19 protein-coding genes are annotated in these 24,751 nt (G+C 70.6%); 5 read left to right on the top strand and 14 right to left on the bottom strand.

Features of this window, described 5'->3' with window-relative positions; genetic code table 11:
- Positions 1-2: 2 nt before the first annotated feature.
- The 9 genes from AC3CHW_RS30800 to AC3CHW_RS30760 all read right to left on the bottom strand — a co-directional run bounded on the left by AC3CHW_RS30800 (position 3) and on the right by AC3CHW_RS30760 (position 8,615).
- Positions 3-278, bottom strand: coding sequence for a PAAR domain-containing protein (locus tag AC3CHW_RS30800; protein ID WP_176160549.1), 276 nt, complete (start codon positions 276-278; stop codon positions 3-5).
- A 33-nt stretch (positions 279-311) separates the two neighbouring features.
- Positions 312-2,216 carry a VgrG-related protein gene (locus AC3CHW_RS30795; protein WP_488468642.1) on the bottom strand — a complete coding sequence of 635 codons (1,905 nt, stop codon included), beginning with the start codon at positions 2,214-2,216 and terminating at the stop codon, positions 312-314.
- On the bottom strand, positions 2,210-3,151 hold the full coding sequence (locus AC3CHW_RS30790) for a CIS tube protein (RefSeq protein WP_488468641.1): 942 nt from the start codon (positions 3,149-3,151) through the stop codon (positions 2,210-2,212). Before AC3CHW_RS30790 ends, AC3CHW_RS30795 begins: the two co-directional genes overlap by 7 nt.
- A 71-nt stretch (positions 3,152-3,222) precedes the next feature.
- Positions 3,223-3,654 carry a phage tail protein gene (locus AC3CHW_RS30785; RefSeq protein ID WP_176160552.1) on the bottom strand — a complete coding sequence of 144 codons (432 nt, stop codon included), beginning with the start codon at positions 3,652-3,654 and terminating at the stop codon, positions 3,223-3,225.
- A gap of 194 nt (positions 3,655-3,848) precedes the next feature.
- Positions 3,849-5,924, bottom strand: coding sequence for a hypothetical protein (locus tag AC3CHW_RS30780; protein ID WP_488468640.1), 2,076 nt, complete (start codon positions 5,922-5,924; stop codon positions 3,849-3,851).
- Between the two features lie 33 nt (positions 5,925-5,957).
- On the bottom strand, positions 5,958-6,101 hold the full coding sequence (locus tag AC3CHW_RS30775) for a DUF6760 family protein (RefSeq protein WP_176160554.1): 144 nt from the start codon (positions 6,099-6,101) through the stop codon (positions 5,958-5,960).
- On the bottom strand, positions 6,098-6,565 hold the full coding sequence (locus tag AC3CHW_RS30770) for a hypothetical protein (RefSeq protein ID WP_488468639.1): 468 nt from the start codon (positions 6,563-6,565) through the stop codon (positions 6,098-6,100). The genes AC3CHW_RS30775 and AC3CHW_RS30770 overlap by 4 nt, the downstream gene beginning before the upstream one ends.
- Positions 6,565-7,008 (bottom strand): phage tail protein, encoded by a 444-nt coding sequence (locus AC3CHW_RS30765; protein WP_176160556.1) that lies wholly within the window; start codon positions 7,006-7,008, stop codon positions 6,565-6,567. Before AC3CHW_RS30765 ends, AC3CHW_RS30770 begins: the two co-directional genes overlap by 1 nt.
- Positions 7,009-7,052: 44 nt before the next feature.
- A complete protein-coding gene (locus tag AC3CHW_RS30760) occupies positions 7,053-8,615 on the bottom strand; it encodes a phage tail sheath family protein (protein WP_488468638.1) in 1,563 nt (520 codons plus the stop codon).
- A gap of 283 nt (positions 8,616-8,898) precedes the next feature.
- On the opposite strand from AC3CHW_RS30760, the gene AC3CHW_RS30755 reads away from it, so the two are divergent.
- From AC3CHW_RS30755 to AC3CHW_RS30745, 3 genes are all read left to right on the top strand, one after another.
- Positions 8,899-12,732: a phage tail protein gene (locus tag AC3CHW_RS30755; RefSeq protein WP_488468637.1), complete on the top strand. Its 3,834-nt coding sequence runs from the start codon at positions 8,899-8,901 to the stop codon at positions 12,730-12,732.
- Positions 12,733-12,792: 60 nt separating this feature from the next.
- Complete coding sequence (locus AC3CHW_RS30750) at positions 12,793-13,359, top strand: HEAT repeat domain-containing protein (protein ID WP_488468636.1); 567 nt, start codon at positions 12,793-12,795, stop codon at positions 13,357-13,359.
- A 293-nt stretch (positions 13,360-13,652) separates the two neighbouring features.
- Positions 13,653-13,958 (top strand): hypothetical protein, encoded by a 306-nt coding sequence (locus AC3CHW_RS30745; RefSeq protein ID WP_488468635.1) that lies wholly within the window; start codon positions 13,653-13,655, stop codon positions 13,956-13,958.
- A 22-nt stretch (positions 13,959-13,980) separates the two neighbouring features.
- On the opposite strand, the gene AC3CHW_RS30740 is transcribed toward AC3CHW_RS30745, so the two are convergent.
- The 4 genes from AC3CHW_RS30740 to AC3CHW_RS30725 all read right to left on the bottom strand — a co-directional run bounded on the left by AC3CHW_RS30740 (position 13,981) and on the right by AC3CHW_RS30725 (position 21,290).
- A complete protein-coding gene (locus AC3CHW_RS30740) occupies positions 13,981-16,146 on the bottom strand; it encodes an ATP-binding protein (RefSeq protein WP_488468634.1) in 2,166 nt (721 codons plus the stop codon).
- The gene (locus AC3CHW_RS30735) at positions 16,143-16,925 is read right to left on the bottom strand and encodes a Pvc16 family protein (protein WP_488468633.1); all 783 of its coding nucleotides are present in this window, start codon (positions 16,923-16,925) and stop codon (positions 16,143-16,145) included. Before AC3CHW_RS30735 ends, AC3CHW_RS30740 begins: the two co-directional genes overlap by 4 nt.
- 88 nt (positions 16,926-17,013) lie before the next feature.
- Positions 17,014-19,860, bottom strand: a complete 2,847-nt coding sequence (locus tag AC3CHW_RS30730) for a VWA domain-containing protein (RefSeq protein ID WP_488468632.1) — start codon at positions 19,858-19,860, stop codon at positions 17,014-17,016.
- Positions 19,861-20,651: 791 nt separating this feature from the next.
- Positions 20,652-21,290, bottom strand: a complete 639-nt coding sequence (locus AC3CHW_RS30725) for a helix-turn-helix transcriptional regulator (RefSeq protein WP_176160563.1) — start codon at positions 21,288-21,290, stop codon at positions 20,652-20,654.
- Between the two features lie 221 nt (positions 21,291-21,511).
- Between AC3CHW_RS30725 and AC3CHW_RS30720 the strand changes: the two genes are divergently transcribed.
- A complete protein-coding gene (locus AC3CHW_RS30720) occupies positions 21,512-22,951 on the top strand; it encodes a COG1470 family protein (protein ID WP_488468631.1) in 1,440 nt (479 codons plus the stop codon).
- 115 nt (positions 22,952-23,066) lie between these two features.
- Here AC3CHW_RS30720 and AC3CHW_RS30715 read toward each other — a convergent pair whose 3' ends face one another.
- Positions 23,067-23,516: a MerR family transcriptional regulator gene (locus AC3CHW_RS30715; protein ID WP_488468630.1), complete on the bottom strand. Its 450-nt coding sequence runs from the start codon at positions 23,514-23,516 to the stop codon at positions 23,067-23,069.
- Between the two features lie 125 nt (positions 23,517-23,641).
- Here AC3CHW_RS30715 and AC3CHW_RS30710 point away from each other — a divergent pair, with 125 nt between their 5' ends.
- Positions 23,642-24,712 carry an alkene reductase gene (locus AC3CHW_RS30710; RefSeq protein ID WP_488468629.1) on the top strand — a complete coding sequence of 357 codons (1,071 nt, stop codon included), beginning with the start codon at positions 23,642-23,644 and terminating at the stop codon, positions 24,710-24,712.
- The last annotated feature ends 39 nt before the right edge of the window (positions 24,713-24,751 follow it).

Here is a 24,751-nt window from a genome sequence, read left to right as displayed (position 1 = left end):
GGTCAGCCTCCGATCAGGACGGTGGGGCACCCGGCGACGATCGGCGAGCCGCACCCGGCCGCGTCGCCCACCCGGGCGGCCGGTCGGCCCCCGATGAACACGCTGGCGCTGCCGGGCGGGCGCAGCGGGGACGCCGGGTGCGCGGCGGGTGACGCGCACTGGTGCGGGGTGCCGACGGTGGCCGCCGGGCGCCCGCCGATCAGCACCGTCGGCACGCCAGGTCCGCCCACCACCCCGGGGTGGCCGGTCGGATCGCCCACGCGGGCGGCTGCTGGCATGCGCGCTCTCCCCCTGCCTTCGCTGCGGTCCGGTCAATTGATGCGTACCAGCGGGGAGTTGATGGCCACGGTCGAGCCGCCCTTCACCTCGGTCCGGTTGGTGCCGTGCACCGCGACCTGGCTGCCCCGCACCTCGACGGAGCCGCCGGTGGCGAGCTTGACCTCGCCGTCGCCGCCGTTGACCTGGACCCCGCTGCGGGCGGTGAGCCGCACCGCGTCGCCGGCGAGTTCGAGCGTCCCCTTGCCGGCGTCCAGCGAGACGCCGCTGCCCGCCTTGATGGACACCCGCTGGGTGGCCTCGATCTCCACGGTCCCGTCGCTGTGCAGCACGATGGTGGTGCCCTTCCGGTCGAGGTTGATGCTGAGCTTGCCGTCGCCGGTGACCAGGCGCAGGCCCTGTGGGCCGTTCGCCGTGTCGAGGAGTTCCAGCTTGTTGCCGCCCTTGGAACCGAACGCCCGCCTGGTGACCGCCCCGCTGGTCGGGTCCACGGCACTGCCCTCGCCACCCGCGCCACCCGCACCGCCGGCCCCGGCGGCTCCCGGGCCGCCGCCCCCGCCGGGCTTGTCCTGCCCGTTGTAGAGCGCGGCCAGCACGTACGGGCGGTCCATCCGGGCCTGTTCGAAGCCGACCAGCACCTCGTCGCCCACCTCGGGGATGAACGCCTCTCCCCCGCCGATGCCGCTGGCCTGCGCCGTGCGCGCCCAGTCGCTCGCGTACTCGTCCGACAGCCACGGGAAGCGCACCTTGACCCGGCCCAGGCCCTCGGGGTCCTTGGTGTCGGTCACCGTCGCGTTGACGAGCCCGGCCCGGTGCGCGCCACTCGCCTGGCCGCCGCCGCCCGCGCCGCCGGTCAGTCCGTACAGCGAGCGCTCCTGCTGCCCGGAGACCGTCAACCAGGTCTCGTAGCCGCGTACGGCGTCGAAGACGTGTCGGGACGAGGTGATGGTGTAGCGGCCCTCGAAGGGCTTGCCGACGCCGGTCAGGGTGACCGCGCCGCCGGCCCGCACCGCCGGGTTGCCCCTGATCACGGCCTCCAGCTCGGCGAACGAGCCGGCGATCCGCTGGGCCAGCGCCTTGGCCGCCTGGTCCACCTCGGCCTGGCTGCCGTAGACGGCGTCGGTGGCGACGTAGGTGGCCTCGCCGAACGGCTTGGCCGCGTCCGCCGCCGTGAGCCCGAGTTCCAGGGTGGTCGCCGTGCCGGCGTCGGCCCGGCCGACCAGGGGTTGCTTGGCCCGCACGTCCCAGCCGCGCACCTCAACGGCCGACACCTGTTCGGCCGCCGAGACCGCGGCCCGGCAGCGCAGCAGGTTGTCGCCCATCTCCAGGACCAGCGGGTTGCTGTCCGCGCGGGCCGCGGTGTCGGGGGCGCCGCCGGCCTCGGTCGGCTTGGTGACGTGCAGTTGGCCGTCCATCACCCACGCCTGCGCCCCCGCGCCCTCGGCCAGCGCGCGGATGAACTCCCAGTCGGTGACGTTGGGTTGGGCCACGTGTTCCAGTACGGGCCCGGCCACGTCCACCGTGCCGGGGCGCAGGCCGGCGCGCTGGGCGACGCGGGAGACGACGTCGGCGAGCGTCATGTTCTGGTAGCTGGCCACCCGGCGGCCCCGCAGCAGCCGGTGCGACTCGTCCAGGCCGCGCACCACCGTGAACGTGCCGGTGTCGTCGATGTCCACCTCAAGGGCGGTGACGTGCCCGCTCAACAACGGCCCCGAGGCCCCCTCGCCGGCCTGGGCCAGCAACCGCACCGGCGCGCCGATCTCGATGCCGGCCTGCTCCAGGAAGACCCGGCTCGGATCGCGGAAGCGCAGCAGGAACAGGTCGGGCAGGGTACGGCTGTCGTCCACGTACGCCTCGACCAGCGTGTTGGCCCACGCCGCGGGCAGCGGCCGGCCCGCCACCTCCACCACCAGCGTCTTCGCGACGCTCTGGCTCACCATCGGCGCCCCTGCGTCGACGGGGCGCTGGGCAGCGGGTTCGGCGCCACCACCGGGGCCGACCCACGCTCCAACTCCCCGGCGCGGGCGGAGGGCGCGAGTCGGCCCTGTTGCCCGTGGGCGGCCAGGTCCCGGGCCGTCGACCCGCGGCCGGGCAGCGCCGGGGCCGCGGCGCTGGCCGCGCGCAGCCGGGTCAGCTCGTCCGGCGCGGGCAGCAGCAGCTCCCGGCCGTTGGCCAGCCGCATCGGGTCGTCGATGCCGTTCGCCTCGGCGATCACCCGCCAGGCCGTCGGGTCGCCGTACTCGCGCCAGGCCAGGTCGGGCAGGGTGTCACCGGTGCGCACCTGGTGCACGCGGCGCGCGTGCAGCGCGCCGGACGTCGGGTTCTGGCCCGGCGTCTCGCCGCTGATCTCCTCCATCGTCACCTGGCACACGGCCCGGATCGGCACCCCGGAGGTGGTGAACAGGGTGTACTTCACCTGGACCTGGCTGAGGTAGCCGGGGAAACCGGTCAGGCCGCCCCAGTGGAAGACCACCCACGGCGGCGACGAGCGCTGTTGCTGCCGGGTCTCGCTGGTCGGCACGCAGCAGGCGAGCAGCTTCTCCACCGAGGTCACCACGCTGGTGTCCTGGGTGTCGCTGGCGTCGAAGAACATTTCCACGGTCAACTTGCTGGGCTTGGGCCCCTGGTACTCGGGCGGCCCCGCGCTCTTCGCGCCCTTGGCCGGGCTGCGCTTCCAGGCCGCCGCCTTGGTGAGCGTCAGCTCCTTAGGGTTGAACTGGAAGTCGATGCGCCCGGCCGGCCCACCCGGCGTGAGGCTGCCGCCCGGCGGCGGGGTGCGCATCTCCAGGTACGCGTGTTCCAGCTTGGGCCGCGCCCCGCCGCCCCCGGGCCCACCCCCGGTGCCCGCCGCGCTGAACGCCACGGAGCCACTCATGTCGTACCCCTCCGCCCCCTCCGCCCGCGCACGCCGACCCCGCGCGGCACGCCGCCCACCCCGGACACCGCTCAGCCCTCCATGACGTAGCCGTGGTGGGCGATCTCGATGGTCTCGATGGCCACCTTGGGCGACTCGGGATTGAACGAGGGCCCCGTCCAGCGCACCGGCACCACCTCAAGCAGGCCCCACTGGGCGACCTTCTGCCCGTCGCCGGTACGGGCCTCGATGTGGGCGGTCTTGCGCTTGAACCCACCCGTCATGCTCGCGAACCACCTGGCCACCTTCTCCGTCTCCCGGGTCAGTGGCCGCGACAGCTTGACGTTGGAGTACTTGAGCCGGGTGGGGAGCTGCCACAGGTGGCCGTTGTTGCCGCCCTCCTCGCGCTGTTCGAGCACCACCTCGCACCCCAGGCCCTCGCACGTGTTGAAGGAGCCCAGCTCGATGCCGTCGATGGTGACGACGAAGCACACGGTCACCGCCGGGTCATCGGTCACGCTCACGCCGTACCTCCCTTCCCTGCCTGCTCGTCGCTGCCCACTCGTCGGGGGCCTGGTCATCGGTGCGGGGTCATTGGTGTCTGGTCATTGGTGTCTGGTCATTGGTGTCTGGTCATCGGTGTCTGGTCATCGGTGTCTGGTCATCGGTGTCTGGTCATCGGTACGTGGTCATCGGGTGCCTGGCGTCGGGGTTCCGCTCATCGGTGTTTCGTCTCGATCAGGAAGCCGGCGCGTTCGCGTTCAAGCCGCAGCTCGGCCTTGAGCAGCCGGCTCAGCGGCGCGAACAGGGCCCGCACCAGCTCGTCGGTGACCGCCGGCGCGCCCCGCCCCCGTCCGTCGGAGGCCGACTGCCCGCCCCCCGGCGCCGCCTCCCCGCCCCCGTCCGGCGGCTCGTCGCCACCCGGCGACTCGGCGTCCGGTACGGGCTCGGGGCCGGGCCCCGGCTCGGGTTCCGGTCCGGGGTCGGGCGGCGGGTCCGGGGGCGGCGGCTCGGCCGTCTCGACGTCCCGTTGCACGGGCGGCGGCCCGGCGGCGGGCGGCGTGGCCGCCGGCTGCCGGAAGACCACCGAACCGTCAGCCATGCGTTGCGCCACACCGGCCGCGACGGCCACCGCACCGGCGTCGGGCAGCGGCCCGGGTGGGCCCGACTGCCGTACGCCACCGCCGCGTTGGGCCGTTGACCGGTGCGACTCCGTGGCGCGTTGCAGGGCCGGCGACGGCGCGTTCGGGCCGGTACGGGTCGGGCCCCGCTCGCCGCCGGGCGCGCTCGGCCCGCCGGACCACGGCCCGGCCCACCGCTGCACCTCGACCGCCGGCCCGCGCACTCCGCCGGAGCTCGACGCTGAGGAGTCGCCCCCCGTGCCCGACGCGGCCGACTCGTGCGTCGTGGCTGACGCGGCCGACTCCGTCTCGGGACCGTCCCACCGCACCGGAACGGCGGCCTCCGACGGCTCGGACAGCGGCCCGCGTGCGGCCTCCCGTACCGGACCGGAGAACAGCGGCACCGCGCGCTGGGCCACCAACGGCGCCACGACCTCGGGTGCCGACGCCGGCCCGGTGGGTGCGGGCAGCGGGCTGCCGTCGGCCGCCGCCTGCCGCACCGGAACCGCCGCTCGCTGCACCACCTCGGCGCCTCGACCGGGGCCGGCGCTCCGCTCCGTCGGGCTCGCGGCGTACGGGGGCGCCTGCGTACTCGACTGCCCCGACCGGGTCTCCCCCAGCGGCATGTCGGCCGACGCGGCGACCGCCGGCGCGGCCGGCTGGTCGGGCTCCGCCACGCGGGAGACCAGCGGGTCGGCGCCGAGCAGCGGGCGGGTCGGCGGCTCGGGGGCGGTGGTGGGAGGGGGCCCGGGCGCGTCGGTGAGCGCGAACCCGTCGGGGGCGGGCGGCGGGTCGGCGGGCGTTGGGGTCGACGTGTCCGAAGGCGGCGGGGTGTCGGCGCCGGCGGTGGGTCCGGCATCGGTCGGGTCAGGCACCGGGGGCTGGCCGCTGGTGCTCGCCACGGGGGTGCGCTGGGCGGTGGGCGGCAGCCCGGACAGCGGCGCGCCCAGCCCCGTGCCGCGCGTGCCTACGGGCGGGGTGCCGGCGCCCGACGGCCCCGGGGTCGCTGAGCGTTGCACGGCGAACGGCGGCGCGCTACCGGAGGCGGGAGGCGGACCGCCGGGTTCCGTGGCGGGCCGTGGCGTGGCCGGCGGCACGCTCGGCACCTCCCGCAGGAGGGCGGTCTCCAGCGGGCGCGCGGAGGTCAGCGGCTGGGTCGGCTGGGTCACCACACGCTGGACCGCCGCCCGCGGCTCGGCCGGGCCGGCCGGGAGGGCGTGGCCCGTCGGGTCGGGCGCGAAGTGATGTACGGAGGCGGTGTCGTGGCCCGCGCCCGAAGAGTCCGAGGTGGCCGGGGTGGTCGGGGTGGTCGGGGTGTCCGGGGGGTCAGGCTCCGTGGTCGCGGGACCGGTCGCGGTGGCGAGGTCGTGGCCGAGTCCGGCGGGCGCGTCGGGGCTGACGAGGTGGCCGAGCGGCGTGCTCAACGAGGCGTCCTGCCAGGTGCCGAGCGAGGCGTGGAACGGTTCCGGGTCGGCGACCAGGGGCGCGGCGCCCACGGTCCGTTGCAGCGGCGGCAGGTCGCGCCACGCCTGACCGCCGGACGCGCGCCCGGCGGCGCCGTGGCCCGGAGTGGCGCCGGAGGCCGGGGCAGCCGGGGGCTCGGGCGACGCGCTCCCGGCCGAGGCGGCGCGGCCCAGGCCGGTCAGTCGAGACAGCCGGGACAGCAATCCCATCAGCGGTCGTCCCTCCCCCTCGTACGGCGCGGTTCACTGCCCGTTCAGCCGGGCGATCTGGTGGACGTAGCGGAGCCGGTCGGCGTGTTCCAGGTCGAGGATCTGGTCGAGCGACCAGTGGAAGTGGTAGGCGAGGTACGCGACTTCCTCGTGTATCCGGTCGGTCGCGTACGTCACGATTCCCCCAGGCGACCACCGCCGGCGAGGTCCACGGCGAAGGTGTCCCGGCACGACGGGCACGTCACGGAGGCGCGGGTGTGCCCCTCGGAGTTGATCCTGCGGTAGAAGTCCTGGAGGAACGCCAGGTCGGAGGCGAACAGGTCCTCCACGACGCCCGGGTGGATGTCCTCGATCGTGCCCAGCCTGACCAGCACCCGGGAGATCAACACCACCGACAGGTAGGCGCTGTTGTCGCGGACCCGATCGTCCCGCAGCGGAACCAGCTCGTCCCGCGCGGTCGCCAGCCGCATCACCCCCGACCTGTGCACGGTGCCCGACTCGTCGACGTACCCGCGCGGCAGCTCGAAGGCGAACTCGGTCCGCAGCTTCTCGGGCTGCCCGCCGTTCCCCTCCTCGCGGCTGGACGCCGGCGCGGAGGCGTCCGCGGGTGGGGCGGGGATCGCGATGGTGCGCCTGCGCATCACTCGACTTCAATGCTCTCGAAGGTGATGGCCAGCTTCTCGGTGAGTACGGAGGTGTCGCCCGCCTTGAGCGCGCTGATCTCCAGCGTCTTGGGCCACGCGTTGATCAGCTTGTACCGCTTGATCGGGATGCCCTCGTAGTCGTAGACGATGATGGAGCCGTTGCGGCGGGCGTTGTTCATGCGGCCGAAGCGCGAGTCGGTGATCCACCGCTCGAAGCTGTTGTCCTCGGTCAGGCCGCGGGTCACGGTGACCTCGCCGGCCTTGGGGCGGCCTGGCAGCTTCTTTATCGCGTACTTGCCGTCGGCGGTGTTCTGCTTCAGCTCGATGACGTCCTGTTCCATCTTCAGGCCGGTGACCTCGGTGATCTGCCGGATCAGCACGCTGTCGAATTCCAGGCCGAAGGAATGCCCGACGGAGCTGTCGAGATCGGGCAGCGGCATAGCAGCCTCCTTGAGTCAGTCGGTCGCGGGCGCGGGCCGGTGCGTCACTCGTCGACCGCGCCGGAGCCGCCGGAGAGTTGGGCGAGTCGGAACACCACGAACTCCGCCGGCTTGACCGGCGCCACCCCGACCTCGCAGATGACCTGGCCGGCGTCGATGCTCTCCGGTGGGTTGGTCTCCCGGTCGCACTTGACGTAGAACGCCTCCTCCGGGGTGAGCCCGAAGAGCGCGCCCTTGCGCCACTCGTTGACCAGGAAGGCCGAGATCGTCCGCCGCACGCGGGCCCACAGCGCGTCGTCGTTCGGCTCGAAGACCACCCACTGGGTGCCCGCGAGGATCGACTCCTCCAGGTAGTTGAAGAGTCGGCGTACGTTGAGGTAACGCCAGGCGGGATCGCTGGCCAGGGTCCGCGCGCCCCACACCCGGATGCCGCGCCCGGGGAAGGCCCGGATGCAGTTGAGCCCGATCGGGTTGAGCAGGTCGTGCTCGCCCTTGGTGATCTGCGTCTGGAGCGCCACCGCGCCGCGCACCACCTCGTTGGCGGGCGCCTTGTGCACGCCGCGCGAGACGTCGTTACGGGCCCAGATGCCGGCGACGTGGCCGCTGGGCGGCACGAAGGCGTTGCGTCCGACGGCCGGGTCGAACACCTTGAGCCACGGGTAGTACAGCGTGGCGTACTTCGAGTCGAAGCCCGTCGTCTCCGTGCGCCAGGTCCTGACCTGCTGCGGGCTGAGGCCGGGCGGCGGGTCGAGGATGGCGATCCGGTCGCCCATCCCCTCGCAGTGCGCGATCAGCCCCTGCTGGACCGCGATCACCGTCTCCAGGTCGAGCACGCGCCGCTGGTAGGCGCTCATCAGGTCGGGCGCGGCGACCATCGTGACGTCCTCGACGGCCTCCAGACCGCCGAACCCGGTCCGCTGGTCCGGGTCGCCCACGTACGTCTCGGCCGACACCGCCTGCGGCGCCACGCCCGCGGCCCCGCCCGGCGGCACGGCCAGCCGAACCGACTGCGGCTCGGGCCGCGGCGGCGCCGCGCCCTTGCCGGGCTCCTCCAGGGCGATCAGTTGGGATCGCGCCTTGACCTGCGTCGCGACGTTCTCCTTGCTGCGCTTGGTGGTCACCACGGGGTACGTCTCGGCGACCTGCCCGTCGTGCCGGACGATCAGCTTGAACACGTCCTGCGGCGGGTCCTCGGCCTCCGAGTCCGCGACCTCGACGGTGATCTCGCCGGTCACGCCGGGCAGCGTCCGCACGACGTACGGGCCGAGCTGGGCGTGCGGCGCGATGTCGATCTCCTCGTGGGCCGTGCCACCCGCCCCGTCCGGTTCCTGCTCGGCGCGCGGGCCGCCGATGCGAATGACGTAGCAGACGCCTCCGCCGTTGGCGAAGTACCCGTAGACCGAGGTGGCCAGGTACGTCCCCTCGACGAAGTCGCCGAAGACGGTGACGAACTGGGTCCAGTTCGTCACCAGCGTCGGCTCGTTGAAGGGGCCTTTCTGTGCGAACCCCACGAAGGCGGCAACCGAGGTCCCCACTCCCTCGATGGGCCGTGACCCGGACTCCACCTCTTCGACGTAGACGCCCGGGGACAGGTACGACGACGGCATACCACTCTCCTTGGCCGGGGGAAACGACAGCGATTCTCGTCATGTAAAGGATCAACGGAAAAGGACTTCGGGCTACCCGGCGTGCCTTCCGGGTTGCCCCAACGGGCAGCGGGCAGATCGCTGAGCGGTCACCGCGGGGTGCACCGGATCGTTCCCCGCCGTCTTGTGCTGTGGACCGCCGCCCGGGCGCATCCTGACGCCCATGTCCACTGCGCACGCGGGGAGTTGGGACGGCCCGGGGCGAACGACGCGCGTGCCCTGCGGGCGGTAGCCGGGTGCTGCCGTGAAGAGCACACCCGACGCGCCGTCCCCCAGCCGGCAGCGCCCGCACGCGGGCGCGCCCGCCGCGGGGCAGCATACGGGCGCGGACACGGAGCTGGCGCCCACGGTCGGTGAGTCGCCCGGGGTGTCACGCGCCGTCCGTACGCCCCCCGCCCCGGTCTCCGGCGGGCCGGGCCTGGACCGGCGTGGCCTGCAACGGCTGCAACGCGCGGCGGGGAACGCGGCGGTCTCGCGCCTTGTCGCGCAGCGGTACGCGGCGCCGGTGAAGCCGTCCCCGGCGCAGGCGCCGGGCTTCCGGCGCGTGAAGGCGGACGTCGGGACCAAGAAGCAGACAATCAAGCAGCACCAGCCCGCGACAACGGAGTCAAAGTCCGCCCAGGACGCGGCGGTGGCGCCGCCGGACGACAAGGAAGCCCAGGGCAAGGCGGCGCAGGCCGAGAAGATGAACGCGGCCAAGCCGGGCGAGTTCAACAAGCAGGCGTTCATCGACGCGGTGAACAAGGCGATCGCCGATCAGGCGCCGAAGAACCTGAACGAGGCCGACAAGTTCGCCGACTCCGGCAAGGCCGACCAGGTCAAGGAACAGGTGGACGGCAAGGTCACCGACGGCAAGAAGACCTCAGCCAAGGACATCGAGACCACCACCAAGGCCGCCCCCGACACCTCGAAGGCCAAGACCAAAAAGGTCACCCCGATGACGGCGGACAAGCCGCCGGGGAACCCGGGCGCACCCAGCGCGGACGACGCGGTGCCGGACAAACAACCGCCCGAGGTCACGGACTTCTCCGACGGGCCGAGGCAGAACGACAAGGCGATGGCCGATGCCGAAGTCACCGAGGAGCAGTTGGCCAAGGGCAACGAGCCGCAGTTCGACGAGGCGCTGAGCGAGAAGAAGAAGGCCGAGGAGCACTCGAAGAAGGCCGGGCCGCAGGGCCGACAGGCCGAGGACGCGGAACTGGCGGACGCGAAGGCGGGCGCCGCGGCGGCCGGCGCGAGCGCCATGGCCTCACTGACCGCGACGCGCAGCGAGGCGGGCCAGAAGGTCGACGGCGGCAAGGGCGAGACGAAGTCGAAGGACGAGAAGAAGCGCGAAGAGGTCACCGCCAAGCTGCAGAAGGTCTTCGACGCGACGAAGAAGGACGTCGAGTCCACGCTTGAGGGCTTGGACAAGAAGGTGGACGACCAGTTCACCAAGGGTGAGAAGGCGGCGAAGGACGCCTTCACCGAAGACCACAAGCGCCGCATGAAGAAGTACAAGGACAAGCGCTACTCGGGCTTCCGCGGCAAGCTCCGCTGGGTCAAGGACAAGTTCAAGGGCCTCCCGGAGGAGGGCCTGAACATCTTCAAGGAGTCGCGCAAGCTCTACGTCTCCAAGATGCAGGGCGTCATCTCCTCCATCGCCGACACGATCGGCACCGAACTCGGCAAGGCCAAGGCCCGTATCAAGCAGGGCCGTTCAGAACTCAAGGCCGAGGTCGACAAGCTACCGGAGGACCTGAAGAAGTACGGCCAGGAGGCGGCGAAGGACTTCGAGGGCAAGTTCGAGGACCTGGAAACCAAGGTCAACGACAAGTCCGACGAACTGGTCCAGACCCTGGCGCAGAAGTACACGGAGGCCCTGAACAAGGTCGACGACGAGATCAAGAAGCTCCAGGACGCGAACAAGGGCCTGATCGCCAAGGCCAAGGACGCGATCGTCGGGGCGATCAAAACCATCATGGAGCTGAAGAACCTCCTGATGGGCATCCTCGCCAAGGCCGCCTCCGCCATCGGCAAGATCATCAAGGACCCCATCGGCTTCCTGGGCAACCTCGTCAAGGCCGTCGGCGCCGGCCTCAACCTCTTCACCTCCAACATCCTCGACCACCTGAAAAAGGGCCTGGTCGCCTGGCTCCTTGGCACCGCCACCAAGGAGGGCATCGAGATCCCGGCCAAGTTCGACATGAAGGGCATCATCCAGCTCGTCGGCTCCATGCTCGGCCTCACCTGGGACAACCTCCGCGCCCGCATCGTCGGCAAGGGTGTGCCTGAGCAGGCCATGGAGAAGGTCGAACAGTCGGTGCCGGTGGCGGGTGCATTGTCGCGGGAGGGCCCCGCGGGTGCGATGGATGAGATCCAGGCCGATACGGGTGACCTGAAGACCAAGATCCTGGATGACCTGAAGTCTTATCTGGTGCCGACGGTCATTATCGCGGGCATTTCGTGGATCGTTTCACTGCTCACGCCGGCTTCGGCTTTTGTGCGGGCCGTTAAGGGCATCATCGACATTATTACGTTCATTGTTAATCAGGGTGCGCAGATTGTTGAGTTTGTTAATGCGGTTCTGGATGCGGTGATTGCTATTGCGGGCGGGGGTAGTGCCGGGGTTCCGAAGATGGTTGAGGCTGCGCTGGCGGCGAGCATTCCGTTGCTGATTGGATTCCTGGCCGCATTGGTGGGGGTTGGCGGGCTGGCCAACAAGGTGAAGAGCGTACTGCGGGCTGCGGGGCGGCCGGTGAAGCGATCCCTTGACAAGTTGGTGGGGGTGATTGCCCGGAAGGGGAGGGCGATTTGGGGGCGACTTAGAAGAAAGCGGCATCAGAATGAACACAACAATAAGGCAAAAGAGAGGCACAGAAGAGATGCCCGCGAGGATGATAGCCCTCAAAAGAAAAGGGACAGCCTAGAGCGCATTGCCGCCACCTTAACTCCAAAGATCATTAAGTACGTAGGATCCGGAAAACATCGCACAGCCTTAGAACGGAGGCTCTCCGCATGGCGTAAAGAATACCGGCTCACCAGCCTCACGATGGCGCGAGATGGCTCAATAGAAGCCAAGATCAACCCATCAGTCACAATCAACAAAATCAGCATTAAAGATCGGCAGCTAGCCCAAATGATTCTCCCCGCCCTCGTAGAAGCCGAACGCGAATATTTCGCACATCTACTCCTGGATGAAGGCCGTGGTCCGACGCTGACTAAGGCAATTCACGGCTGGTCCAACGGCCGCCCCAATTCTCTAACCGAATTATCATCCTTCGAAAAAGGCATGGTAATGGCGTATTTTCGCCCCGGAGTCAAAGTTCTTGCAATCGAAAAGGGAGTCTCGATATTCACACCCGACAGCCAGCGGAGAAGCGCTTCTGTTGGCGTAATCGGGAGGGTTAACAACGTTGGAGCTTACGCCGCCAAGAAGAAGATGAACAAGAAAGGAAAAGTTATTGACGTCCTCAGCGCCGCTCAAGATTTGCGATTGAAATCAAAAAAGGCATACGGCAACCCTCTCGACGATCAAGAAATTGCCGCGAACTTGAGTTCATCGGAATTCAAAGAAACAGAACTGCGCGGCCGAGGAAACCCGCGCACTAAAACCGCAGCGAAGGCTCTTGAAGTTTTCATTCGTGCGATGAGAAGGAATCACAGGCTTATTCAATCGGTAGAAACAGGTCGAATGCACGGCGTGCCAAGTGCGACGGCGATTCGCAACGCCCTAGTGCAATCTAGGGTTGTGACGGGACTGGATCCGATCCTCGAAATGGATGGACAAATGAATATAATGGCACCTCTTGCGCAAGACCCAGATCAACAGAAGAAGCGCGAAGAGCGCCTCGGCATCGTCCTTATCGAGATGATAAAGACGTCTCCGCGCGCAGAAAATTCCCATATAATGAGCGAAAACTTCCTCATGTCAGGCAATATACTCGTGGCGGACGGGTACAGCGTTAATCCATTGGCCGAGCAAGTTGAACGCTACGCAGAGGCCAAATTGTCGGGAGCCGACCCAGAGCAGATCGAAAACGAGTTTAGGATGCTCAAGGTCGGGGTACGCGAATTACTCGAGCGCACGAATAGTTGAAAATTAAGACAATGCATTCGAAAGGCTGACCATTCGACCGCTACTACCAAAAGGGTATTCATGCGCCTGAATATGGTCTTCCGAGATGAGATCGACCCACAAGAACTGGCCAATTTTGCTGAGCAGAAACAGTGGATTTTTCACGGAAGCTACCCCGCAACGGAGTCAGAACCTGCGGAGCTCACCTGGGCATCACCGACAGGTGTCGGCATACACCTGATTGAGGACGAGGTACTTGACCTGATTTACTTGTCAATCGAGAGTGATTCGATAAAGGGCACACGTGAGAGCGATCTCAGGGAGGTTGCACGGTCAATCTCAGAGAGGTTCGAAACGATCGAACCTCAAGAGCTGTTAGACCTCTACCACTCCGAGCCAGACTGGAACGGTAAAGTGCTCGCCCTGATGCTGGTGGCGGCAGTAGCGGGTGAATACTCCACAGGCATCTCTGAAGCAGTGAAGAGCGGGTTCAGTTCTCAAAGCTCCGACGTGAGGAAGGCTGCAGCTATCGCCTCGATGTACACTCCTTGGAGCGACCTCAGGGAAATAGTTGAGGCTGTTTCTCGGAGTGACCCCGATGACCAAGTTCGCAACCTGGCTGCGACATCACTCGCAAATTTCCCATAATATCGCAGAGAAGTGCGGAATCAGTCGCTCCCTGCGGGTCAGTGGTCTTCGGCTGTGCATATCGCCCCGTGCGGAACTCTGACTAGCTCAGCATTCAACACGAGATATAATCTCCTGAATTCGCCCTCACCTCATGCGCCTCAACTACCGCGACCGAGCGAAGCTCCGAGAAGCCGGCGTAAGCGTTACTGGCTACGCCCTCCGCCCATGCTTGCGGTTTATTCTGGCACGGTGTCCCTACCAGCACCACACGCCACTCGCCTACTTTCGTGAGCTTTTTGCTAGGGTGAAGCATGCTCACTCATTCCTACGTCTCCAGTGAGCGGCTCACGACGCCCGTCTCCGTACACGAAGACATTGTCGACGCGGTGCACGCCCGCGTCGACAAGCGCTCGGTGCCCGCATACGGTGAGACCACTATGCAGTCCCAGACCGAACGCGAGGGTCTAGCCGAGATGACTTCGGCTAACGAGAAGACCCACGGGCCGCTGACCGCCGAGGAGATTCGAGCAGCCGAGGCCAAAATGTTCGGCGACGCGGATATCGCGAGCTTGAGCCGCACCCCGCCCGGCCCGCCCGTCACCATCACCAAGGTCTAACCCAGCACTCTCAAGCCACCCCTCACACCAACAACCCCACATACTCCCCAAACTCCGAAGCCAGCGTCAGCCGACCCAGCTTCTGGTACTCCCGCTGCACCGCGTGGATCAGGTCCTCCATGCGCACCGGCCCGCCGGACTCCGCCGCCAGGTATGCCGCAGTCACCGCGACCGAGCGGATGTTGCCACCGGCCAGCTCGAAGGACTCCGCGCAGAAGTCCAGGTCCAGGCCCTTCGCTCGCGGCAACAACGGCCCCAGGCACCGTTCCCACAGCACCCGCCGCTGCTCCGCGTCCGGCATGGGGAAGTCGACCACCAGGTCCAGGCGGCGCGTGAACGCGTCGTCCAGGTTGGCCCGGAGGTTGGTGGAGAGGATGGCCAAGCCGTCGAAGGACTCCATGCGTTGGAGGAGGTAGGCGCTTTCGACGTTGGCGTAGCGGTCGTGGGCGTCCTTGACCTCCGAGCGTTTGCCGAAGATCGCGTCGGCCTCGTCGAAGAGGAGAACGCCGTTGATACCGGCAGCCTCGGAGAAGATCTTCTCCAGGTTCTTCTCGGTCTCGCCCACGTACTTGTCGATGACCGTGGCCAGGTCGACCGTGTAGAGGTCGAGGCCCAGGTCCGCCGCGATGACCTCGGCCGACATCGTCTTGCCCGTACCCGAGTCGCCCGCGAACAGGGCCGCCACGCCGCGGCCACGGCCGCCGCCGGGGCGCATGCCCCACTCGCCCAGGACGCGGTCGCGGTGGCGGGCGCGGGCGGCGAGTTCGCGGAGTTGGGCCAGGGGGTCGGCGGGGAGGACCAGGTCGTCCCAGGTGACGGCGGGTTCGATGCGGCGGGCCAGACGGTCGAGGCCGGCGGCGTTCTGTGCGCGGGCGCCGGCGCGTACGTCCTCGGCCTGGACCTCGCCGCCGTTGAGGGTGGCCACTTGCGCCGCGCTGCGGGCCGCCTGTGCCACCTGGGCCGGGGTGAGGAGGAACGGAGACAGGACGCGGGTGAGGTCCAGGTCGGCGGCCAACGGTGCCGAGTGGGCCTGTTGCCACAGGGCCGCGCGGGCCTCGGGGCCGACGCGGGGGGCGGGCAGCAGGAGGGGTGGGCGGGCGGACCAGGTGGCGTCCCAGGGAGCGCGGCCGACCAGGATCACGGGGAGGTTCGCCTCCGCGACGAGGCGGATCACCTCCGGTTTCTCCCTGGTCAGCGGATCGATGGGGGCGCCGACCAGACCGGCGCCGGTGAGGCGGGCCTCGCGGACGAGGGTGCGTACGGCGTCCGTCGGGTGCGGGTCGGCGGCCAACCGTTCCAGGTCCACGCCGATGACCGACCGGCCCGCGTGGGAGAGCGCCGCCGCGGCGAGGGCCGTGCCGGCGCCGCCCTGTTCCTCGCGTACGTAGGTCAGTCCGACGCCGCCCGCGATGGCCCTCGCCAACGGGGCCGGGTCGCCGGTGCCTGGCGTCTGACGCCAGCTCGTGCCCGGGTCGCCGTGCCACGGCGCGAGGACGTCGGCCACCCGGGGGTCGGGGGTGTCGTGGCCCAGCAGGTGCGCCGTCACCCGGTCGGGGACGCGCAACGCGCGGGCCAGGAAGGGGCGTTCGGGCTCATCGACGAGCAGCAGTCCGCCGGCGCGCAGGGGCGCGGCGGGGTGCAGTCGGCCCCGTGCCTGCGCGTCGGCCGCCGACACGCCGCACAGGCCGAGCGCGAGGCCGGCCGAGGGGCGTTGGCGGGTCACGTCGTCGTTCAGGTAGGCGTAGAACTGCTCGAAGCGGTCGTCCAGGTCGGGTACGAGCGCGATGAGGAGGATCTCCACGTCGAGTGGGGTGAGGCCGAACTCGCGGGTGAGGGCGCGGAGGCGGGTGGGGCTCGTGGTGGACTCCACCCTCTTCTGGAATCGGTCCGGCTCACCCCGCTCCCCCGCATCCGCCCAGAGGGCGTCCGCCTGGTCCGCCCATGCCTCCGCCGCCGCCAGTTGGTCCGCGTCCGTCGCGTCGGGGCCGGCGGTCGTGCGGCCCTCGTCCAGGAGGCGGCGTACGGTCTGGTCGTCCAGGTAGAGGCCACGGAACGCGTCGTCCGGGTTCGGGTCGGTGGCCTGGCGGGCGTCCACGGCGCGGCGTACGCGCTCCTCGACGAGGGCGGCCCTGGCCAGCAGGTGGCGCAGGCTCAGGTCCTGGGCCGGGTGCGTGGCATCCTCGCTCATCCGCGCCGTTCTTCCGAGATCCGGCGACCGATCCCGGCCTGACGGCGACGCCCGGCGCCACGGCCCGTACCCGCACCGGGCTCGCCCGTGCCGCTTTCCTGCGCGGCCGGGTCCGGGCGGCCCGGCTGGCGGCCGTAGATCGGCAACTCGGCGCCGCCCGGCGTGCGTTCGCGCGCCGGGGCACCGGCCGCCGGGTCATGCGGGTCGTGGTCCGTGAAGCCGAGCCGCAGCCCCTCGTCCGTGACGGGCGGGCCCACCGGGTAGACCGGGGACTCCGTGACCGGGACGCTGACGACCAGGTCGAGCGAGGGTTTCAGTTCGCCGCCGAGGGCGCTCCACACGTCGGCGAACGAGCGGTCCTCAGGCGGTGGCAGGGCGACCGTCATCGGGACGGCGACACCGATGTCGGCGAGCGCGCCGGTCAGCCGTTCACTCGGCAGCGACTCGTGACGTAGCAGGCAGGCGAGGAGCGAGGAGAGCAACCGGTGTTCGTCCTCGGGGCGCTTGGTCCAGGCGGTGATCAGGTACGAGAGCTTGAAGAAGCGCGGCGGGCGGCGACGGGCCACGACCACGCCGCGCGCGTCGTACTCGTTGTGCAGCCCGCGCTCCCGCAGTCGCATGTCCTCCCTGATGTCGTACAGGTACAGGTTGATCGTGGGAGCGTTGACCTTGGCCGCCCACTCGCGGGTGGGCGCGTCGAAGACGACGGCGATCTGGGCGCCCTCCAGGACGTCCGTACGGAACAGCGCCCGCAGCACCTCGTCGACCTCGTGGATCACCGGCCCGTCTCCCTCCGCCTCCGTCGTTCCCAGCCTCGTTCCCGTACGTCGGCCGCCGGGCCGACCGCGCTCGGCGGCTTTGGCCACGTCAACTGCGGCCCGCGAAGTCGGGTGGTTGCAGGTTGCGTTGGACTACCAGGAACGGTTTCGTCAGCCGATCGATCCCGCGTACGTCGGCGCGCAGCTCGCGCGGGCCGAGGCGGTCCTTGCGGAGTACGAGCATCTGCACGGTGAAGGTGCCGTCCGGGCTGACGCGTACGGACGAGCGCGCGGGCGTGATGCCCGGCTTCCAGGACAGCGAGACCACGGCGCCGGGCGGGAAGTCCGTGCCGCGCACCAGCGCCACCTCGCCGGGCGTGCCGACCTTCGGGGTGACGGTCAGCTTCGGCTGGAGGACGCGGAGGCGGGCCGTGGCCGTGTTGTCGCGCTGGTCGGGGTCGGCGAGCGAACCGCGTACGGACGCCCGTACGTCGCCGCTGACCGCCGCGCGGTACTCGGCTCTCTGGGTCACCACGAGCCGCCCGCCGGGTGCGATGGAGCAGGGCGCGCGGCGGGTGCAGGCCGTCGGGGACGCCAGGGTGCGCCGGTCCGCGTCCTTGGTGCGCGGCCAGGTGGTGTCGAGGACGACGTCGCGCGCGGTGTCGGGGCCGGCGTTGGTGATCACGAAGCCGGCCGAGATCCGCTGGCCCGGGTAGGCCCGGGCGGGCGCGAGGGTCGCGCTGACCGCCACGTCGGCGCTGGGCGGCCGGGGCGGGTCGGGCGGACGCGGTGGGTCGGACGGGTCCGGCGGGTCGGGTTGGTCCGGTGGGTTCGTCGGGTCCGGTGGGTCGGGCGGCTCGGGTGCGGGCAGCACGGTGAAGGTGGCCGTATCGGTGCCCTCGTTGGCCGCCGAGTCGGTCGCGGTGCAGGTCACGGTGGTCCGGCCGACGGGGAACAGCGAACCGGACCGCGGGTCGCAGGTGACGGGCAGCGGGCCGTCCACCTCGTCCACGGCGGTGGCCGGGAAGGTGATCCGCGCACCACGGTCGTCGGTGGCGTCCACCGTACGGTCGTCCACCACGATCACCGGCGCCGTGACGTCGTTGACGCGGATGGTGATGCGCTGCCGGTAGTTGGGGGTGGGGGGCGGGTCGTCATCGTCGCCGCCGGGACCGCCCGGGTCACCACCGGGGCCGCCGGGGTCGCCACCAGGACCGCCCGGGTCGCCGCCGGGGCCGCCCGGATCGCCACCAGGGCCACCCGGGTCTCCCCCGGGGCCGCCGGGCCCACCGGGGCCACCCGGGTCGCCACCAGGGCCGCCGGGGTCGCCACCGGGCCCACCCGGGTCACCACCGGGCCCACCCGGGTCACCACCAGGGCCGCCCGGATCACCGCCAGGGCCGCCGGGGTCGCCACCGGGCCCGCCCGGGTCGCCACCGGGCCCGCCCGGGTCACCGCCAGGACCACCCGGATCGCCGCCAGGACCACCAGGATCGCCGCCAGGGCCGCCGGGGTCGCCACCGGGCCCGCCCGGGTCGCCACCGGGCCCGCCCGGGTCACCGCCAGGACCACCCGGATCGCCGCCAGGGCCACCCGGACCACCCGGATCGCCACCAGGCCCACCGGGACCGCCCGGCCCGCCCGGGTCACCACCGGGACCACCGGGATCACCACCGGGCCCACCCGGATCACCCCCGGGCCCACCGTGCTGGCCCCCCTGGTGGCCACCCTCATGGCCACCGTACTGGCCGCCGTGATGCCCGCCCCACGACGTCGCGGTGGTGCCGCCGAGTACCCCGCCGAGCGTGCCGCCCGTCTGCGTACCGTGCTGGCCGCCGTGCGTGCCGGCGATGGTGCCGCCGGTCACGGTCGTGACGGTGTCGCGCTCGCCACGGCCGCCCGTCCGGCCCGTGCCCGGGTCGCCGTCGCCGGGCTCCTGCGACGCGTCGTCGAAGAGGTGCGCGTGCACCCTGCTGTCCGGGTCCGGCACCTTGCCGTCCAGCAGGAACTGGACGCCGCACTCCACCGCCGCACCCTGCGGGGCGTCGTCGGCGAGTGCGATGGTCTCCCGGAAGGTGGCCACCTCGCCGCTCGTGACCTGCTGGGACGCGGGCTCAAGGCGTACCTGGAGCGCGGGGTCGCAGTTGACGGGCTGGTGGCTGACGGTGGTGGGCAGGTTGGTCAGGCCCTCGGTGATCTTCTCGGCCACCTGGTCCGCGTCGATGCCTTGGAACAGGGTGCCGTTCGTCGCCTGGATGACCTTGGTGGCCTGGTTCGGCTCGTGGGTCGGCTCGCCGTTCTGGCCGGGGCCGTTGCCGTTGTCGCCGTTGCCGTTCAACCCGTCGCCGAGGTACGTCTCCACGTCGACGCCGATCACCCGTACGCCCGCGTCGACCAGGGCGTTGGTCGCGTCGGCCAGGGTGTGCCCCTCGCTGGGGTCGTGGCTCGACGCGTCGCCGACCAGGACCACGACCGGGCTCGCGTCCTCCCGGAACCGCGTCTTGCCGTCGGCTCCGTTGGCGATCTGCCACAGCGCGTTGATCCAGTCCTCTGCCGGGCCGGGGCTGCCCGTGCCCAGGTCGGCCTTGAGCGCGTTGACCGCTCGGGTCACGGCCGACAGGTCGTGCGTGAGGCCCTGCCCCACCTCGAAGACCCGCTCCTCGTCCTTCCGGTCGCCAAACCTGGCCACCGCGAACTGCGAGTCGGGCTGCGACGCGCGTACCCCGGTGGTGATCTTCTCCAGGTCGTCTCGCAGATCGGCGAGGGTGTCTTCCATGCTGAGCGTTGCGTCCACGAGCAGCACCACGTCCGGCCGGGGCGGTACGACAGGCGTCCGGACCTCCTTGACCACCTCGGTCGACTCCCCTGGTTCGAGGGAGCGTTCCACGACGGCCGGTGTGATCCCCTCCGGGGCGGGCGATCCGCGATCGACGGCGAGGCCCGGGACGACGCTCACGGCCAGCAGCAGGGCGAGGGTCAGGGCGGCGACGCGGAACGCGTCGGAGCGCTCGGCCGGTTCGCCGTCGGCCCGTGATCGGTCGGCGCCGCGCGACGCGGGCCGCCAACCGCTCAGTCGCCAACCGTCCGGCCGCCAGCCGCTCGACCGCCACCGAGCCGGCCGCCACCGGGCGCGGCCAGCGGTGTCGGTTCCGGTCCGCGTTGGAAAGCGCTCACGCCCCCGCACAGAACCCCCCACTCGGTCCATGACGCCCATGCCGCATCGGATCGCTCAGCCAGCCCTGCCTGCGCTCTGGCCTGCGCAGCCTGCGCGCCGGGCTCCAGCCTCACCCGCGCGCCCACCCCCGGCAGCGGGGTCCGAGCCAGCCCTTCGGGTACGGCGCCTGCCCGAAGGGGCAGCGCGGCGGGCCACACCACGGGCGGCAACCCACCCACTCGGCACCACCCAAGCCACCGCACCACACCACACCGCTCACCACGGTCCCAGCCACCGTCACCCGCACAGCCAGACACACCCACAGCCATGACCACGGTCATAACGCCGATCACGTCACCGTCACAGTCACCCCCACAACAGCCACCCATCACACCCATCACACCCACTGACACAGCCACCACAGTCGGCACAGCCCGGCACAGCCATCCCAGCAACACAGCTGACACCAGCGGGTGACAACTACAGCGAACAGGGTTACTGGTTGCGTGCCGCCCACCCCGCACGACCGCGAGGTGCGCCGGCGCGGGCGTGCGAGGGCGCGGGTTACGGGCGCGCCCCCCGGCGGGGGCGCGTCAGATCAGGCCCTGGCGGAGCGCGTACGCCACCGCGTGCGAGCGGTTGCGCAGGTTGAGCCGGGTCATCACCGCGTGCAGGACGTTCTTGATGGTGCGCTCGGAGTAGGCGAGCTTGAGCGCGATGTCGGCGGTGTCGTACCCCTCGGCGACCAGTCGCAGGACCTCGATCTCGCGTACGGAGAGCCCGGTGAAGTTGAGCCCGCGCGGGCCGAGCACCTCCCCCTGGAGGCGGCCGACCTGGGCGAGCAGGGTGCCGAGCAGGTCGGCCGGCACGTGTCCCTCGCCCTTGGCCACCGCCGCGATGACCTGCACCAGGCGCTCGGGTGTCGCCTCGGTGCGCCGGATGACGCCCACGAAGCCGCACTCGGCGGCGCTGACCAACTGCTGTTCGTCGATGTGCGTGGTGACCAGCACGCCGCGGGCCGTGCCGGTGCGTTGGAGTTGCCGCAGCAGGCTCAGCACCTCGTCGTCGATGAGGTCCACCACCACGAGGACCACCTGCGCGTCCTCGGTGCCCGCCGGGTCGACGATCCGCACCTCTGGTCTGGTACGGAGTTGGCTGGCCACGCCCGCCTGGGATACCGGATCTTGTGCTCGAAGGTCCACCAGGATGCGCTCCGCGCTCGTCGGATGCATATGCTCTCCCGCCCCCATATCTGCCATGGACCTGACACGAACGGAACCTGTGCCACCCCTCAGGTGCGTCGCTGTGCCACCCCCAGATGTGGCGCTCTTTCCCTTACCCGCGCTGTTCCTCACCCGGGAAGGAACCGATGGCTCAGAGCGAACCTGGTTCTGCCCGAAAGTGTTCCTGCTCGGCCACTCCTGTCCTGTGAAGCACGCCGTACCGTCCGGGCATGAGTGTTTCGGCCAGCTTGGACGACTCGCCCGTCTCCGTTCAGCCCGGCGGCGAGGCCGATCTCCCCGTACAGGTACTCAACTCGGGAACCACCGTTGAGGAGTTCCGATTCGAGGTGGTCGGGCCTTGTGCCGCCTGGGTCACAGTAGAACCAGCGGCGCTGTCTCTCTACCCCGGCGCATCGGGCACCGTCACGTTGCTGCTGCGCCCGCCGCGGAGTTCGCGGATCTCCGCGGGCCCGATGCCGCTCGGTCTGCGGGTGATTCCGACCAACGACACCGCGCACACCCAGGTGCCCGAACGGACCATCACCATCCTGCCGTTCGCCGACGTCACCGCCGAACTCGTGCCGCGTTCCTCGCACAGCCCCTGGCGCGGGCGGCACAAGCTGGCCGTCGACAACCTGGGCAACACGCCGCTGACGCTGGGCCTGGCCATCCAGGAGGGTACGGAGCGGGCCAAAGTGACCTTCGAGCCGGCCGAGCTGACCATCCCGCCCGGCCAGGCGAAGTTCGCGCAGATCGCGGTGCGCCCGACGAACCGGCTGTGGCGCGGCGCCCCGGTCACCCACCCGTTCCAGGTCGTGGCCGCGGCGCGGGGCGCGGAGGGCGTCGACGCTCCCGCGCCGCACGCGCCGGTGGTGGTGGACGGCTCGTACGAACAGCAGGCCATCCTGCCGCACTGGTTACCCCGCGCGCTGATCGTCGCGGTGTTGCTGGTGGGCGTGTTGGCCGGGCTCTGGTACTCGCTGCTGCGGCCCACCGTGCGGTCGGCGGCCCGGGAGGCCATCACGCCGGAGGCGATCGAGTCGGCGATCGACGAGGACAAGAACGGCGAGCAGGGCGACAGGCCCCCGGGCCAGGGCGGCGACACGGCCGGCGCGACCGGCGGCGGGGCCAACGGGGGCGAGGCGACCGGCGGCGGCGTCAACGGCGGGAACACCGCCGGCAACACCGGCGGCGGGGGCCAGAACGGCGGCCGGAACGGCGGCGGCAGCCAGGGCAACACGGCGGGCAACGGCAGTGGAAACGGGAGCGGCAAGCCCGGCGAGCCGGGCGGCCCGGCCGCGCCGAAGAGCGCCCGCGTGCAGGTGCGCGACGCGGTGGGCGGCTCCTCCACCACGCGGGACGCCTACACGGTGCCCGAGGGCAAGACGTTCGCGCTCACCGACATCGTGGTGCAGAACCCGCAGGGCGACGCCGGGACGCTGACCGTCTCCAGCCAGGACGGGCAGATCCTCAACCTGGCCCTTGAGAACTTCCGCGACTCGGACTACCACTTCGTCACGCCGATCCAGGTGCCCGCCAAGAGCCGGATCAGCATCTCCGTGAGCTGCCGCGAGGTGGGCAAGCCGGTCAAGGCGCCCCGGCCGACGCAGTGTTCGGAGTCACTGTTCCTGGGCGGCTCACTGATCGCCGACGCACCGGCCGAGGACTGAGGATCGAGGACTGAGGGTCGAGGACTGAGGGGCAAGGGCCGCGGGGCGGGCGGACCGATGGTACGCGGGCCGGTCGCGGGACGGCCGGCCGAGGGGGCGTGCGGCCCACGCGCCCTCAACTCCCTCGCGTGACCGCCTGTTTTGCGGCCTCCACGGGCGCACACAGGTCGTGCAGGTGCTCGCCGGGCAGGAGGCGGTGGGTGGTGCAGCGCTCGCCCCGGCTCATGAGGTCGGTTGAGGCGGAGATGATGGTGTCCAGCCGGTCGCGGGTGCTCGTCAGGCCGGCGATCTGCTGGTCGATGCGGTCCCGTTCGTCCGTGAGGCGGTCGAGCAGCAAGGGCGTCACCTCGCCCGTGACCATGCACGGCATGATGCCCAGGATCGTCTTGCTGGACAGGCCGGCGGCGTAGAGCTGCTGGATCAACTCGACGCGGCCGACCGCGGATTCCGGGTACTGCCGCTGCCCGCTGGCCGAGCGCACCGCCGGCAGCAGGTGCTGCTCCTCGTAGTAGCGCAGCGATCGCACGCTCACGCCGGTCCGCCGTGCCAGCTCGCCGATACGCATCGGGTCCGCGCCTCCCTGGGCCCTGGCCTGTGGTCCTGCTCACAGGAGTTGCCTCTGACGTCAGTGTCAGGTTTTAGCGTAACCCACGACCGGACCACGCATCACCGACCAGCGCGGAGACCCTCATGACCAGCTTGTTCGACACCTACCTGCTCGGTGGACGCACGCTGCCCAACCGCATCGTGATGGCCCCGATGTCCCGGGCGCGGGCGACCGTCGACGGGTTGCCGACGCCGTCCACGGTGACGTACTACGCCCAGCGCGCCAGTGCCGGGCTGATCGTCAGCGAGGGCGTGCAGCCGAGCCTCCAGGGGCAGTCGAACCCGTACACGCCGGGGCTGCACAACGACGAACAGGTCGCCGCCTGGCGGCCGGTGACCGATGCCGTGCACACGGCCGGCGGGCGGATCTTCGCCCAGCTCATGCACGCCGGGCGGGTGGGGCACGAGGCGGTCGCGGGGTTCCACCCGGTGGCGCCGTCCGCCGTGCGACTGGAGGCCGAGCTGTTCACCGGGCCTCGGGGGAGGCTGCCCGCGCCCGTCCCGCGTGCGCTGGCGACCCGCGAGGTGGCGGGCGAGGTCGCGGCGTTCGCCGACGCGGCGCGGCGCGCGGTGGACGCCGGCTTCGACGGCATCGAACTGCACGGTGCCAACGGCTACCTGATCCAGCAGTTCCTGTCCTCGAACGTCAACCAGCGCACGGACGCGTACGGGGGCTCGGTCACCGGTCGCATCCGGTTCGCCGTCGAGGTCGCCGAGGCGGTCGTGGACGCCATCGGCGCGGACCGGGTCGGCATCCGCCTCTCCCCCGCGGGCACGATCTGGGACGTCGAGGAGAGCGAGGTCGCCGAGCTGTACACGGCGCTGTACCGGGAACTCGCTCGGATCGGCGTCACTTACGTGCACACCCTGAACTCCGCCGACCTGGAGCTCACCGCCGCGCTGCGCAAGGCGTGGCCGCACACGTACATCATGAACCCGTCCGCCGGCATCGTGGGCCCGCAGGCCGACCGGGAACGGGGCGAGTACTGGCTCGCCCAGGGCATGGACCTCATCGGCTACGGCCGCGCCTTCATCGGCAACCCGGACCTGGTGGAGCGGTTCCGGCGCGGGGCGCCGCTGCGCGAGGCCGACATCGAGACGTACTACCAGGGCGGCGACCGGGGCTACATCGACTACCCGCCGCTTCAGGACTGACCGTACGGAGCGTACGGAGGGTGCTGAGGCGGGGGTCGA

The organism is Streptomyces sp. MGP-BFMKR1 (assembly GCF_057766585.1).
This window is presented reverse-complemented; position numbering and strand designations above follow the sequence as displayed.

Excerpts from the sequence above, each read along its gene's own strand:
- AC3CHW_RS30800 (WP_176160549.1), bottom strand. The coding sequence starts at position 278 with ATGCCAGCAGCCGCCCGCGTGGGCGATCCGACCGGCCACCCCGGGGTG.
- AC3CHW_RS30795 (WP_488468642.1), bottom strand. The coding sequence starts at position 2,216 with ATGGTGAGCCAGAGCGTCGCGAAGACGCTGGTGGTGGAGGTGGCGGGC.
- AC3CHW_RS30790 (WP_488468641.1), bottom strand. The coding sequence starts at position 3,151 with ATGAGTGGCTCCGTGGCGTTCAGCGCGGCGGGCACCGGGGGTGGGCCC.
- AC3CHW_RS30780 (WP_488468640.1), bottom strand. The coding sequence starts at position 5,924 with ATGGGATTGCTGTCCCGGCTGTCTCGACTGACCGGCCTGGGCCGCGCC.
- AC3CHW_RS30770 (WP_488468639.1), bottom strand. The coding sequence starts at position 6,565 with ATGCGCAGGCGCACCATCGCGATCCCCGCCCCACCCGCGGACGCCTCC.
- AC3CHW_RS30765 (WP_176160556.1), bottom strand. The coding sequence starts at position 7,008 with ATGCCGCTGCCCGATCTCGACAGCTCCGTCGGGCATTCCTTCGGCCTG.
- AC3CHW_RS30760 (WP_488468638.1), bottom strand. The coding sequence starts at position 8,615 with ATGCCGTCGTCGTACCTGTCCCCGGGCGTCTACGTCGAAGAGGTGGAG.
- AC3CHW_RS30750 (WP_488468636.1), top strand. The coding sequence starts at position 12,793 with ATGCGCCTGAATATGGTCTTCCGAGATGAGATCGACCCACAAGAACTG.
- AC3CHW_RS30745 (WP_488468635.1), top strand. The coding sequence starts at position 13,653 with ATGCTCACTCATTCCTACGTCTCCAGTGAGCGGCTCACGACGCCCGTC.
- AC3CHW_RS30740 (WP_488468634.1), bottom strand. The coding sequence starts at position 16,146 with ATGAGCGAGGATGCCACGCACCCGGCCCAGGACCTGAGCCTGCGCCAC.
- AC3CHW_RS30725 (WP_176160563.1), bottom strand. The coding sequence starts at position 21,290 with ATGCATCCGACGAGCGCGGAGCGCATCCTGGTGGACCTTCGAGCACAA.
- AC3CHW_RS30720 (WP_488468631.1), top strand. The coding sequence starts at position 21,512 with ATGAGTGTTTCGGCCAGCTTGGACGACTCGCCCGTCTCCGTTCAGCCC.
- AC3CHW_RS30715 (WP_488468630.1), bottom strand. The coding sequence starts at position 23,516 with ATGCGTATCGGCGAGCTGGCACGGCGGACCGGCGTGAGCGTGCGATCG.
- AC3CHW_RS30710 (WP_488468629.1), top strand. The coding sequence starts at position 23,642 with ATGACCAGCTTGTTCGACACCTACCTGCTCGGTGGACGCACGCTGCCC.